Source organism: Bradyrhizobium sp. Ken51, from assembly GCF_055807435.1.
Window position 1 is genome coordinate 394,346 of sequence record NZ_JBVVPB010000001.1, and the last position, 13,341, is coordinate 407,686.

9 protein-coding genes are annotated in these 13,341 nt (G+C 65.8%); all 9 read right to left on the reverse strand.

Translation table 11 applies throughout. The annotated features are described in order from the left end of the window. Window positions 1-13: 13 nt before the first annotated feature. Entirely contained in the window at window positions 14-640 is a 627-nt protein-coding gene (folE, locus tag AC0L27_RS01725) for a GTP cyclohydrolase I FolE (protein WP_354206955.1), read from the reverse strand. A gap of 137 nt (window positions 641-777) precedes the next feature. Continuing rightward, a complete protein-coding gene (locus tag AC0L27_RS01730) occupies window positions 778-1,668 on the reverse strand; it encodes an alpha/beta fold hydrolase (protein WP_354206957.1) in 891 nt (296 codons plus the stop codon). A gap of 12 nt (window positions 1,669-1,680) precedes the next feature. Then, on the reverse strand, window positions 1,681-2,508 hold the full coding sequence (locus AC0L27_RS01735) for a metal-dependent phosphohydrolase (protein WP_275170586.1): 828 nt from the start codon (window positions 2,506-2,508) through the stop codon (window positions 1,681-1,683). Window positions 2,509-2,727: 219 nt separating this feature from the next. Then, entirely contained in the window at window positions 2,728-3,606 is an 879-nt protein-coding gene (locus AC0L27_RS01740; protein WP_354206960.1) for a transglutaminase family protein, read from the reverse strand. Next, on the reverse strand, window positions 3,603-6,128 hold the full coding sequence (locus tag AC0L27_RS01745; RefSeq protein WP_473317879.1) for a circularly permuted type 2 ATP-grasp protein: 2,526 nt from the start codon (window positions 6,126-6,128) through the stop codon (window positions 3,603-3,605). Before AC0L27_RS01745 ends, AC0L27_RS01740 begins: the two co-directional genes overlap by 4 nt. 27 nt (window positions 6,129-6,155) lie before the next feature. Further along, window positions 6,156-9,425, reverse strand: a complete 3,270-nt coding sequence (locus AC0L27_RS01750; RefSeq protein ID WP_354206964.1) for a transglutaminase family protein — start codon at window positions 9,423-9,425, stop codon at window positions 6,156-6,158. Between the two features lie 288 nt (window positions 9,426-9,713). After that, on the reverse strand, window positions 9,714-11,018 hold the full coding sequence (locus tag AC0L27_RS01755) for a methyl-accepting chemotaxis protein (protein ID WP_354206966.1): 1,305 nt from the start codon (window positions 11,016-11,018) through the stop codon (window positions 9,714-9,716). Then, window positions 10,996-11,517, reverse strand: a complete 522-nt coding sequence (locus AC0L27_RS01760; RefSeq protein WP_354254060.1) for a PAS domain-containing protein — start codon at window positions 11,515-11,517, stop codon at window positions 10,996-10,998. Before AC0L27_RS01760 ends, AC0L27_RS01755 begins: the two co-directional genes overlap by 23 nt. Window positions 11,518-11,703: 186 nt before the next feature. After that, window positions 11,704-13,227, reverse strand: coding sequence for a UxaA family hydrolase (locus tag AC0L27_RS01765; RefSeq protein WP_354206970.1), 1,524 nt, complete (start codon window positions 13,225-13,227; stop codon window positions 11,704-11,706). Between the last annotated feature and the right edge of the window lie 114 nt (window positions 13,228-13,341).

Sequence of the window (13,341 nt, forward strand, 5' to 3'; positions counted from 1 at the left end):
GAGCCGTCGCGGATCAATCGTCCGAATTGGCCAGCCCCAGCAGCTCCTGGCGGGTCAACGCATTATCGCGGAACACGCCGAGCATGCGACTGGTGACGAGATCGGTCCCGGGCTTGTGCGCGCCGCGCGTGGTCATGCAGTGATGCGTTGCCTTGATGATGACCCCGACACCTTCGGGCCTCAGCACATCGTTGATCGTGTTGGCGATCTGCGCGGTCATCTTTTCCTGGATCTGAAGCCGCTTGGCGTAGATGTCGACGAGACGCGCGAGCTTGGAGATGCCGACGACGCGCCCTTGCGGGATATAAGCGACCCAGGCGCGGCCGACGATCGGTGCCATGTGGTGCTCGCAATGGCTTTCGAAGCGAACGCCGCGCAGGACGATCATCTCGTCATAGCCTTCGATCTCCTCAAACGTCTTTTGCAGGATTTCGGTGGGGTCCTGCGCATAGCCGGAGAAATACTCCTCGAAGGCGCGGGCGACTCGGTCCGGCGTTTCGCGCAGGCCGTCGCGCGCGGGATCGTCGCCGGCCCAGCGGATCATGGTGCGGATCGCCTGCTCGACCTCCGCCCTCTCAGGCCGCTCGGTCGGCGCCTGCGCGACCGCGACACGTTCCAGCCTGCGCGTTTGTGTCTTCATCGAAAACCTCCCCTGCAACGAACCGCGTACAGAAAGCGGCCCCACAGCTTGGACGGCTGCGATTGGAAAAGGTTCCCGGGATCAGGAAAAATTGGAATCCGCGAGAGCGGCAAGACTGAGGGACAAGAAACCCGGCTCTATGAGGCCGCTTTCCGCACATCGAGCACGGCCCGCGCCCATTCGGCCGGCCGCTCCTGCGGCAAATTGTGGCCGGCCCCTGTAAAGACGCGCCGCTCGAAAAAGCCCTCGAATTTGCGTGCATGGTGCGCGGTGCCGGAATTGACGCCGTCGCTGTCGCCGTCGATCGCGATGGTCGGCACCCGAACCGGCGGCTGGGCGGCGAGCTTCGCCTCGATCGCGGCATAGGCGGGATCGCCCGCGACCAGCGCGTAACGATGTCGATAGGAGTGGATCACGACATCGACGAAATCAGGATTGTCGAAGGACATTGCGGTGGTCTCGAACGTCGCGTCGTCGAACGCCCATGTCGGCGACCACATGGACCAGAGCTGGCGCGCAAAGCCGCGCCGGTTGCGCTCCAGCGCGCGGCGGCCGCGCTCATTGTGGAAGAGATATTGATACCAGAGCGCCGCCTCCTCCGTTGGCGAAGCCGGCTCCATCGAACGCGCGATGTTCTGGATGTTGTAAGAATTGCCCGAGACGAGGCCGATCACGCGCTCCGGATGCAGCACCGAGACCACGCAGGCCGCGCGCCCGCCCCAGTCGTAGCCGCCGACCACTGCGCGCGAGATTCCAAGCGCATCCATGAAGGCCAGGAGATCGGCGCCCAGCGCCGCCTGCTCACCGGAGCGCAATGTCGCAGCGGAGCGGAATCGCGTCGGCCCGTAGCCGCGCAGCCAGGGTACCAGCACCCGCGCGCCCGCTTGCGCAATGATCGGCGCGGTCTCGGCATAGGCGTTCACGTCGTAAGGAAAGCCGTGACCCATGATGCAGGGCCAGCCGTCCGGCGCGCCGTATTCGCGATAGACGATGTCGAGGATATCGGTGGTGATTGTTTTTTGTTGCATTACAAGGCGAAGCTATTTTTGCGGCCCGGACAACGTGATGTCGCGCTCGGCGCGGAACACGTTGCTGTAGAGGTTGGCGATCCACTGGCGGCCGATCTCGGTCTTGTTGAGGTAGCCGATCTCGGTCTGGATGTGCGGCGCGACGCTATTCCAATAGAACTGCGGATAGCGGTTCACGATGTCGGCCGGCGAATCGTAGCCGAGCTGGCGGTTCATGCCGACCTCTTCGAATTCGTAGTAGAGCGCGTTGGCCTTGCGCAGATAATTGGGGTCGCCGAGCTGGCCGATGAAGTCGGCGGCGCGCAGGATCGAGGCGTCGTCGTCATAGTCCTGGCCTTCCCGGGCCGGAAACCGTGTCCCCTCGATGGCGCGGGCGATGCGTTCCGGATCAAGCCCTGGAATGTGCTGCAGCCGGCGCATGACGTACAGCTTGGATCGGTCGACATGATACATCATCAGGCTGGCATCTGATGAGCCGCGGGGCAGCGAGACCTTGGTGCCTGCCGCATCGACCAAAAAACCGTCCTCGTCATCTTCTTCGAACAAGCCGCGGACATAGCCGATGTCATGGGCAAGACACGCGATCAGGACGTGGACGTAATCCTCGGCCGAGAGATGAATATGAAGATACCGGCCGCTCAGGATGGAATGGCCCGCGAGCGTGACCAGCATCGTATGTTCGACATTATGATAGAGAGCGTCGCTGTTTCCGATGCATTCCATCGCGGTGCGGGTTGCGCTCTCGACGATGTTTGCCGGAGAATCGCCGTACCTGCGGCGCATGAACGAACCCAGCGTCTTCTCCAGGGATTCCGCCGCCAGTCTCGGTAACGTCATCATGGATGCAGCCCCGTCTGTCGGTGGTGTCCCACATCAACTCCCGACGTCTCATTCTCGTCCTCGACGAAGGCGCCAGCATAGCCCATCTTGGCCGACTGGCAAAACCCGGGGGCGTAAACACGCAAATATGTTTTGCGGTTGTTGCCCCGCGATATCGCAGTTGCGGTGCCGGTTCGATACACCCAGGCTAGGGCGTCGCCGACACGGCAGGACCCGCAATCATTCCACCAGCAGCACGTCGACGGCGACGTCGAGCTTCTGCTTCGGCGAGCCGACGATGATGCCGTCGACCGGCGAAACGTCGGAAAAGTCGCGGCCGACCGCGAGCACGATATGGTCGCCAGCAACCATAAGATCGTTGGTCGGATCGAAATCGACCCAGCCAAGCTCCTCCCCGCACCACAGCGACACCCAGGCATGGGTGGCGTCGGCGCCCTGCAGGCGCGGCTGGCCCGCCGGCGGAATGGTGCGCAGATATCCGCTGACATAGGCCGCCGGCAGGCCCAGCCCGCGCAAGCCCGCAATCATCACATGGGCAAAATCCTGACAGACGCCATGTCGCTTGACGAAGACCTCGTTGAGCGGCGTCGAGATCACCGTCGCCTTCGGATCGTAGCGAAATTCGGTGCGGATGCGATGCATCAGATCGACCGCCCCGGCGAGGATGCCCGCGCCGGGCGCGAAGCTTTCCGCCGCATAGGCGCTGACCGGTCCCAGCACCGGCACCAGCGGGCTCGCAAAGACATAGCCGACCGGCGAGGACGGCCCGAGGCTCGTCGCCTCGAAGGCGATGTCGCGAATGCTCTGCCAGCCCGGACTGGCAGCGGCGCGCGCCGGCGGCTGGCGCGACACCTTCACGCGAGAGCGGGAATCGATGCGTAGAGTACGATGCGCGGCCTCGATCACGACGCTCTCGGTCAGGGTGCCGAAGAAATCGCGCCGGACGCTACGCTCCGCGGGGCGCGGACGGATCTCGAGCTTATGCGAGATCAACTCCTGGCCATGGCCACTCCTCGGCTCCAGCCGCAGCGTGCAGCGGGCGAAGCTGACCGGACTCTCGTATTGGTAAGTTGTGACGTGACGGATGTCGTAGATCACGCGAGCCCCGTCAGCTTTTCCGGTCGGCTGGCATTGGGGCCGTGCGGGAAGTAGTGCTGCCCGACCGCCTCGGCGAGGCTGAGCAGATCCTGCTCCAGTGCGAACAGCGTCTTGACCTCGAGCTTCTCGGCCTCCGCGGTTGCGAGCATCGCCTGCATCGCGACCGCAAGCCGCTGCGGCTTCTCGATCAGGCCGTGCTCGTTCAGGCTCGGCAGTGCGGCGATGTGTTCGTTCAGCGCCGTCACCTGGAACGCCACCGAACGCGGATTGTAGCTGTCGAGCACGGCGAGGTCGCGCACCGGCGCCAGGATCGGCGCCAGCAGATAACGCGAGCGGTAGGTGATCTGGCAATCCACCAGCGTCAGCAGGATATCGAGATCCTCGTCGCCGGCCTCGTCATAGGCAAACTGCCGCGCAAAACGCGTGGTGTTGATGGCGCGCTCGGTGCGACGGCCGATATCGAGAAAGCGCCAGCCGGCGGCGCGGTTCATGTTCTCATGCGCAAGGCCGGCAAAGCTCGCGAGCTCCTGCAAAGTCAGCTCGGCCGCGCTCAGCACGCTGTCGTCGTCCTCGACCTCGACGGCCAGCCGCTCCGCCATCTCGGTAATGACCTGCCAGGCGTCGGGCGACAGCCGCTCGCGCAAGGAGGTCGCCGTGCGCTGGGCCGCGCGGACCAGCGACAGTGCCGAGCCGAAGCGCTCCGGGCTCTGCAGCGCTTCGGCGACGATACGGCCGGTCGTCGCGCGCGAGGTCTGCGAGATCGCGCCCCAGGTTACCAGCAGGCGCTGGATACGCTCCGCCGATTGCAGCGAGGCCGCGGTGCCCTTGTTGGGCCCGCTCGGCGAGCCCAGCGCCCGCACCAGCCGCAGCGTCGCCTCGGCGCGTTCGAGATAGCGGCCGAGCCAGAACAGATTGTCGGCGGCGCGGCTCGGCAGCACGCCGGCGATCCGGCGGATGCGCACCTTGTCAGTCGCGGGCAGCAGCGTCGCGGTCGAGACCTGCTTGTCCGAGACCACCCAGACGTCGGCGGAACGCGCGCCGTCGCCCATCGACACCGCGCGCGCATCCGGCTGCTCGGCGATCCGGCAGAAGCCGCCGGGCATGATGGCCCAGCCGTCGGGCGTCGCGGCTGCGAACACGCGCAGCACGAAGGGACGCGGCGTGATCTGCCCCTGCTCCCACACCGGCATGGTCGAGAGCCGCACCACCTCCTGGCCGACATAGTCCATGCCGCGCGCGGCGATGGCGTCGCTCAGGCGCCGGCGGCCGGCGGCGTCGAGCTCGCTCGCGAGCACCGGACCGTTGCTGTCGAAACCGGGAACGCCGCGCCGATAGGCGCCTTCGATCGCGACCTCGTCGAGCCGCGACAACACCTCGTCGCGCGCCGAGCGCTGGCCGCACCACCAGGTCGCGATGTGGGGCATCTTCAGTTCCTCGCCAAGCAGGCGGCGGCTGAGTGCCGGCAGGAAGCCGAGCATCGCGCGCGCCTCCAGCACGCCCGATCCCGGCATGTTGGCGACGACGACGCCGTCCTTGCGCAGCACGTCGATCAGGCCGGCCACGCCGAGCCGCGAGGAGGCATCGAGCTCGAGCGGATCGAGCGAATTGGAATCGACGCGGCGCAGCAGCACGTCGAGGCGCTTGAGACCCGCAACCGTGCGAATGTGGATATGGTTGTCGCTGACGGCGAGATCGTCGCCCTCGACCAGCAGGAAGCCGAGATAGCGCGCCAGCGTCGCGTGCTCGAAATAGGTCTCGCTGAAGCTGCCCGGCGTGAGCACGCCGATCCGCGGCTCGTCGCGGTCGGCGCGCGCGCGAAGGCTGTCGCGAAACGCCTCGAAGAACGGCGCGACGCGCGGCACGTTCATCGACTTGTAGAGATCCGAGAACGCGCGCGAAAGCACCAGGCGGTTCTCCAGCGCATAGCCCGCGCCCGACGGCGCCTGCGTGCGGTCGCCGAGCACCCACCAGCGGCCGTCGGGCCCGCGGCCGACATCGGCGGCATAAAGCGAGAGATAGCGCCCGCCCGGCGGCGGCACGCCGCAGACGGGACGGAGATATTCGGGGCTGCCGGCGATCGCGGCCGCCGGCAGCGCGCCTTCGGCGACGAGGCGGCCCTCGCCATAGATGTCGCGCAGCACGAGCTCGAGCAGCTCAGCGCGCTGGGTGATTCCGTCGGACAGCTGCTTCCAGTCGGCCTCGTCGATCAGCAGCGGCAGATGGCTGATCGACCAGGGCCGGTCGGCGCTCTCGCCGGGCGCGCGATAGGTGACGCCGGCCTCGCGGAGATGACGGTCGGCCATGCCGAACCGCCGCTCGACCTCGTCGGGCGCGAGCGCGCCGAAGGCATCGAAGAAGCGGCTCCAGACCGCGCGGGGCTTGCCGTCCGGGCCGAGAAACTCGTCGGGGATGCCGGGCAGGCGCCTATAGTCGCGGACCCATTGCGCGAAGCGGCGCTCGCCTTCGCGCTGACCTTGCGCCTTACCCGCCTTGTCGTCCTCTTCGGCTGCGCCCTCGGCCATGCGCCTCTCCCTGCCCCGGCATCATACTCATTGCAGGAGCGGGGTCCGCAAGTCGAGGGTCAGCGGAAACTCATTTGTGCGTTCCTCCGGCGGCGGCTGCATCGGGCCCGGCGTATGGCCGTGGTCCTGGAATCGCGCCAGCCGCCGCGCCTCGGCCTCGTAGGTGTTGACGGGCTTGGTGTCGTAGCTGCGGCCGCCGGGATGGGCGACGTGATAGACGCAGCCGCCGAGCGAGCGCCCGTTCCAGGTGTCGATCAGGTCAAACGTCAGTGGCGCGTGGACGGGAATGGTCGGATGCAGGCCGGAGGCCGGCTGCCAGGCCTTGAAGCGGACGCCGGCCACGGCTTCGCCCGAGCGGCCGGTCGCGGTCATCGGCAGGCGGCGGCCGTTGCAGGTGACGATATGGCGGCCTTCGACAAAGCCTTCCGCCTTGACCTGGAGCCGCTCGACCGATGAGTCGACATAGCGCACGGTGCCGCCGGCCGAGCCCTCCTCGCCGAGCACGTGCCAGGGCTCCAGCGCCTGCCGCAGCTCCAGCGTCACGCCGCCATGATGGATGCGGCCGAAGGCGGGGAAGCGGAATTCGAGCTGGGCCAGATACCATTCAGGCTCGAACGGATAGCCGGACTGCTTCAACTCGCTCAGCACTTCGAGGAAATCTTCCCAGATGAAGTGCGGCAGCATGAAGCGGTCGTGCAGCGCGGTGCCCCAGCGCACGAACTTGCCTTGTTGCGGCTCGCGCCAGAATTTTGCGATCAGCGCGCGGATCAGCAGCTGCTGCGCCAGCGACATGCGCGGATCCGGCGGCATTTCGAGCGCGCGGAATTCGACGAGGCCGAGGCGCCCGGTCGTGCCGTCCGGTGAATAGAGCTTGTCGATGCAGATCTCCGCGCGATGGGTGTTGCCTGTGATGTCGACGAGGAGATGCCGGAATAAGCGATCCACCAGCCACAGCGGCGCCTGAACGCCCGGCGGCGGCACGTGCGTGAGCGCGACCTCGAGCTCGTAAATGCTGTCGTGGCGGGCTTCGTCGATGCGCGGTGCCTGGCTGGTCGGGCCGATGAACAGGCCGGAGAAGAAATAGGACAGCGACGGATGACGCTGCCAGTGCAGCACCAGGCTCTTCAGCAGATCGGGCCGGCGCAGGAACGGCGAGTCCTGCGGGCTCGAGCCGCCGACCACGACATGATTGCCGCCGCCGGTGCCGGTGTGGCGGCCATCGACCAGGAAGCGATTGGCGCCGAGGCGCGTCTTGCCGGCATCTTCATAGAGGCCGGCGGTGATCTCGACCGCCTCGCGCCAGTTCTTTGCCGGCTGGACGTTGACCTCGATCACGCCGGGATCGGGCGTCACCTTGATGACGTCGACGCGCGGATCGAATGGCGGCGGATAACCCTCGACATGGACCTGGAGCTGCATCTCCTCGGCCGTGGCTTCGAGCGCCGCGATCATCTCGAGATAATCCTCGATCTGCTCGACCGGCGGCATGAAGGCACAGAGCACGCCGTCGCGGACCTCGACCGACATCGCGGTGCGAACCGGGACGGAGGTGTTGAGCTGTTCGGGCTCGAGCCGCTCCGGCGAGTCGGGACGCGCCGGAAGGCTGAACACCGGCAGCTTGCCGCGGGCCTCCATCGGATCCCGCTCGACAATGTAGGGATATTGATCGGGCGGGACATAGCCCAGCGAGTCCAGCGGCAGGCGCAGGCCGAGCGGGGAATCCCCCGGCATCAGGAACAGATGACTGCGCCGGAGTTGCCAGCGCTCGCTGCGCCAGCGTGGTGCCGCATTCCAGCGCTGCACCGGCAGCACGAAGCCGCGAGGATTGTTGAGCCCCTGCTCGAACACCCGCGCCATCCGCGCGCGGGCCTCCGGATCGGACAATTTGGAATCGGACGGATCGACGTTGACGGGAAGCTCGGATTCCTTCTGCAGCCAGTACGCGGTGTCCTCATAGGCCGGCATGATGTAGCCGGGATCGAGGCCAAGCCGCAGCGCCGTGCCTTCCACGAACGCCTGGACGTCCTTGGCGTGCGCCGGCCGCGGATTTTCGATGCTGGCGATGAGGTCGGCATTCTTCCAGATCGGCACGCCGTCCTTGCGCCAGTACAGGCCAAACGCCCAGCGCGGCAGGCTTTCGCCGGGATACCATTTGCCCTGACCGAAGTGCAGCAGGCCTCCGGGTCCGAAACGCGCGCGCAGGCGGCGGATCAGATCGTCTGCGAGCCCGCGCTTGGTCGGACCGACGGCATCCGTGTTCCACTCGGCCCCTTCGAGATCATCGACGGAGACGAAGGTCGGCTCGCCGCCCATGGTCAGACGCACGTCTTGCGCAGCGAGATCGCCGTCGACCTGCTCGCCGAGATCATTGAGCCGTATCCAGGATTCGTCCGAGAACGGTTTCGTGATGCGCGGCGCCTCGCGAATGCGCTTGACGCTCATGTCGAAGGCGAATTCGACCTCGGCAAAGCCGGCGCCGCCGGAGATCGGCGCCGCCGAGCGGTAGTGCGGCGTCGCGGCGACCGGGATGTGGCCCTCGCCCGCGAGCATGCCCGAGGTCGCGTCGAAGCCGATCCAGCCCGCGCCCGGCAGGTAGACCTCGGCCCAGGCGTGGAGATCGGTGAAATCGTTCTCAACCTCCGGCGGCCCCTCGATTGGATCGATGTCGGGACGGACCTGGATCAGATAGCCGGAGACGAAACGGGCGGCGAGACCGAGGTGACGGAAGGTCTGGATCAGGAGCCAGGCGGAGTCGCGGCACGAGCCGGCCGCGGAGGAAAGCGTCTCCTCCGGCGTCTGCACGCCCGCCTCCATGCGGATGACGTAGCCGATCCTTTTCTGCAACTCCCTGTTGAGATCGACCAGGAAATTGACGGTGTTCGGGGCTTCGGGCGGGATCGTGTCGAGATATTTCGCGAACAGCCGATCGGGCTTGACGGTCTCGAGATAAGGCGCGAGCTCCATCTTGAGATCTTGCGTATATTCGAACGGAAAGCTGTCGGCATAGGGCTCGACGAAGAAGTCGAACGGATTGACCGTAGTCATCTGCGCCGTGAAATCGACCTCGATCTTGAGCTCGGTCGTCTTCTCCGGAAAGACGTAACGCGCGATCCAATTGCCCAGCGGATCCTGCTGCCAGTTCACGAAATGATTGGCCGGAGTGACCTTGAGCGAATAACTCAGGATCGGCGTGCGGGTATGCGGCGCCGGCCGCAGACGAATGGTCTGCGGGCCGAGATCGATCGGGCGGTCGTATTTGTAGTGCGTGACGTGGTGTAATGCGACGTAGATCGACACGGGGTGCGGTACTCCAGCAGCTTTTTTAAGCAGAACACCGCTGGTGACCTCGATCAAGCACTAACAACGGGCAAAGGGTGCCTACGCAAGGTGCGGCCCGCCCGCTTTCTTCCTTCTCCTCTTGCGGGAGAAGGTGGCGCGAAGCGCCGGATGAGGGGTACGCCTCCGCGAATTCCGGCGTGAGAGGTGCGCGCGGAGAGAGACCCCTCACCCGTCTCGCCGCTGAGCGGCGAGCCACCCTCTCCCACAAGGGGAGAGGGGAAGAATGCGCGTCCTCTCCGCGATGTCCTACGCCGCTGACGTCAGCCGCTGCAAAAACTGCGTCACCTCGCGCCGGAGCGTCTCGACCTCGCCATGGACGCGTTCGGAGGCGCTGTTGACGCGGCTCGCCACACGGCCGGTATCGGCGGCGGCTTCGCTGATGCCGGTGACGTTGGAGGACATTTGCGAGGTGCCGGCCGAGGCTTCCTGGACGTTGCGGGCGATCTCACGGGTGGCGAGACCCTGCTGCTCGATCGAGGTCGCGATCGAGGCGGTGATGCCGTTGATCTCGGTGATGGTCTGCGCGATCGCCTCGACGGCGGCGACCGAATTGGTGGTCGATTGCTGCATCTCGCCGACCTTGGCGCTGATCTCCTCGGTCGCTTTCGCGGTCTGGTTGGCGAGGCTCTTGACCTCGGATGCGACCACGGCGAAGCCGCGGCCGGCCTCGCCTGCCCGCGCGGCTTCGATGGTGGCGTTGAGCGCCAACAGATTGGTCTGCTCGGCGATCTCGCTGATCAGCTTGACCACGTCGCCGATCCGCATCGCCGCATCCGCAAGCGTGCGAATCTCGCTGCCGGCACGATTGGCTTCGTTCACCGCCCGCCCCGTGCTCGTGGTCGAGCCGGCCACCTGGCGGCTGATCTCCGCGATCGATGATGCGAGCTGCTCCGCGGCACTCGCGACGGTGGCGACGTTGCGCGAGGCCTGGTCGGACGCACTGAGCACGCCGGAGGTCTGCCGGCTGGTCTTCTCGGCCGCCGCCGCCATCTGGCCGGCGTCGGATTCGAGATCGGTTGCCGCGCCCATCAGAGTGCCGGCGACCTGGTCGAGATGCGTGCCGAACTGCTTTGCGAGATCCGCGATCTCGACCACGCGACGGCCGAGGCTGTCGGTGCCGGAATTGATGACGGTGGCTGAACGGCGGAACGAGCCGGGTAATCCCCGCGCGAGGATCTTGCGGAAATATTTACCGCGGCTCGCATAGTCCATCGACGCCGAAGCCTCCCGCAAATAGGCATCGGTAATGTCGAGCATGTCGTTGACCGCCTTCTGAATGGCGCCGATCCGTCCGGCCTGGCGGATGCTGAGGATGCGCGTCTCGAGGTCGCCACGTGCGGCCTTGCGGCACACGTCTGCCATCTCGTCGACGGCCACCGCCGTGCGGTGCTGGCACCAGACGGCGTAACCGAGCAGCACGACCGTCGCGCCAAGCAACGCCGTGGCGGAAATTCCAGTCGCACCGGCCAGCGACAGCACGAACGCAACGACGGCAAGAACGGATGCGAGCGCGGTCGCTCCCTGCGCCTTAGAGAGAGAGCACAAATTCATCGTAACCGACACCCTGTTGCTTGAGCAGCCCGACCATCGCCTCGAAGCTCGCATGCATGCCGTCCTTGGCATTGGCATGCCGCGCCTCTTCCGCGCACAGCGCCTTGTAGATCGGCTTGATACGCTCGATCTGCGCAGGATCGGGTTTGCGGCGATTGGAGTGATAGCCGACGACATTGCCACGCTCGTCGAATGTCGGCGTGACGTGGGCGAACACCCAGTAATGGCTGCCGTCCTTCGCGAGGTTGACGACGTAGGCGAAGATCTCCTGCCTGGACTGAAGCGTGTCCCACAACAGCTTGAAGACGGAGCGTGGCATCTCGGGGTGGCGGATCAGGCTGTGGGGGGCGCCCATCAGCTCCTTCCAGGAGTACTTCGCCATCCGGATGAAGACATCGTTGGCGTAGGTGATGCGGCCTTTGAGATCGGTCTTCGACACGATCAGCTCCTCCTCTCCGAGGAGATATTCCACGCCGGTCGGCCGTATCGCACGCGTCATCGTTGACGAATCCTCACGAAGGGCGAACGCCCCTAGTGGGTGGAGCTCGCATCGCTCCAGGGATTACGGCAGAAGATGTTAATCAGGTGTGACCGCGGGAACCGCCGAGATCACTTCACGGCTCCGTATCATTACTTAGGAGCGTCGCTTGCAGTGCGGGGCTACCGCCGACGCGCAACGAAGGGATTACATCGTCGCGCCCAGCACCCAGGGCGCGAACTCGGCGCCGCCGAAATCAAAACTCTCGCTCTTGGTCGGCTGGCCCGACGCGGTCTTGAGAATCAGATCGAAAATGCGCTGGCCGCACTGCTGGACGCTCTCCTCGCCTTCGAGAATGGTGCCGCAATTGACATCCATGTCCTCTTCCATGCGCTTGTACATCGGCGTGTTGGTGGCGAGCTTGATCGAGGGCGCCGGCTTGCAGCCGAACACGCTGCCGCGCCCCGTGGTGAAGCAGACCAGATTGGCGCCGCCAGCGACCTGCCCGGTCGCGGCAACGGGATCGTAGCCGGGCGTGTCCATGAACACGAAACCCTTCTTGGTGATGGGCTCGGCGTAGCGCAGCACCTCGACGAGATTGGTGGTGCCGGCCTTCGCCATCGCGCCCAACGACTTCTCCAAAATGGTGGTGAGACCGCCGGCCTTGTTGCCCGGGCTCGGATTGGCGTTCATCTCGGCGCCTTCGCGCGTCGTGTACTCATCCCACCAGCGCATGAGATCGACCAGCTTCTCGCCGACCTCGCGGCTGACGGCGCGGCGCGTGAGCAGATGCTCGGCGCCATAAGTCTCCGGCGTCTCCGACAGGATCACGGTGCCGCCGTGACGCACGATGAGATCGCTGGCCGCGCCCAGCGCCGGATTGGCGGAGACACCGGAATAGCCGTCCGAGCCGCCGCATTGCAGCGCCACGGTCAATTCGCTCACCGGAACGGACTCGCGCTTGACCTTGTTGGACTCCGCGAGTGCCTCGCGCACGAAGGCAACGCCGGCTTCCACCGTCTTGCGGGTGCCGCCGACCTCCTGGATGTCCATCGCGCGCAGGCGGCCGGCGAGCTTCTGCTCCTCCATCAGGCCGCCGATCTGGTTTACCTCGCAGCCGAGGCCGAGTACGATGACGTGGGAGAAGTTCACGTGCCGCGCATAACCACCGAGCGTGCGGCGGAGCAGCGCCAGGGGCTCGTTCTGCGTCATGCCGCAGCCGGTCTTGTGGGTCAGCGCGACCACGCCGTCGACATTGGGGAAATCGGCCAGCGGATTGTCGCCGGTGAAGGGATTCTTCTTGAAGACGTCGGCGACCAGGCTTGCGACATGCGCGCTACAATTCACCGAGGTCAGGATGCCGATATAGTTGCGCGTGGCGACGCGGCCGTCCGGACGGCGGATGCCTTCGAAGCTCGCCGGCAGATCGAAATTCGGCGTCGGCTTGACGTCGGCGCAATAGGCATAGTCCTTGGCGAAATCGCCCATGCCGCAGTTCTGCACGTGCACGTGCTGGCCCGGCGCGATCGGGGTGGTCGCGAAGCCTATGATCTGGCCATAGCGTATCACCGGCTCGCCGACAGCGATCGGCTTGATCGCGACCTTGTGGCCGGAAGGAATGCGCTCGACCGTAGTCACGCCGTCGGCCACCAATGTTCCCGGCGGCAAGCTTGCGCGCGCGATCAGCACGCCATCATCGGGATGCAGGCGAATGACGGGGCTGATGGTCATGGGAGGTCTCCTGTATCGAAACTATCGTGCCCCGGACGCAGCGCAGCGCGAAACGATGCGCTGCTGAGCCGGGCCTAGTTGTTTACGTAATGTGCTTCACTGGCTTCTGGGTCC

Excerpts from the sequence above, each read along its gene's own strand:
- folE (WP_354206955.1), bottom strand. The coding sequence starts at position 640 with ATGAAGACACAAACGCGCAGGCTGGAACGTGTCGCGGTCGCGCAGGCG.
- AC0L27_RS01730 (WP_354206957.1), bottom strand. The coding sequence starts at position 1,668 with ATGCAACAAAAAACAATCACCACCGATATCCTCGACATCGTCTATCGC.
- AC0L27_RS01735 (WP_275170586.1), bottom strand. The coding sequence starts at position 2,508 with ATGATGACGTTACCGAGACTGGCGGCGGAATCCCTGGAGAAGACGCTG.
- AC0L27_RS01745 (WP_473317879.1), bottom strand. The coding sequence starts at position 6,128 with ATGGCCGAGGGCGCAGCCGAAGAGGACGACAAGGCGGGTAAGGCGCAA.
- AC0L27_RS01755 (WP_354206966.1), bottom strand. The coding sequence starts at position 11,018 with ATGAATTTGTGCTCTCTCTCTAAGGCGCAGGGAGCGACCGCGCTCGCA.
- AC0L27_RS01760 (WP_354254060.1), bottom strand. The coding sequence starts at position 11,517 with ATGACGCGTGCGATACGGCCGACCGGCGTGGAATATCTCCTCGGAGAG.
- AC0L27_RS01765 (WP_354206970.1), bottom strand. The coding sequence starts at position 13,227 with ATGACCATCAGCCCCGTCATTCGCCTGCATCCCGATGATGGCGTGCTG.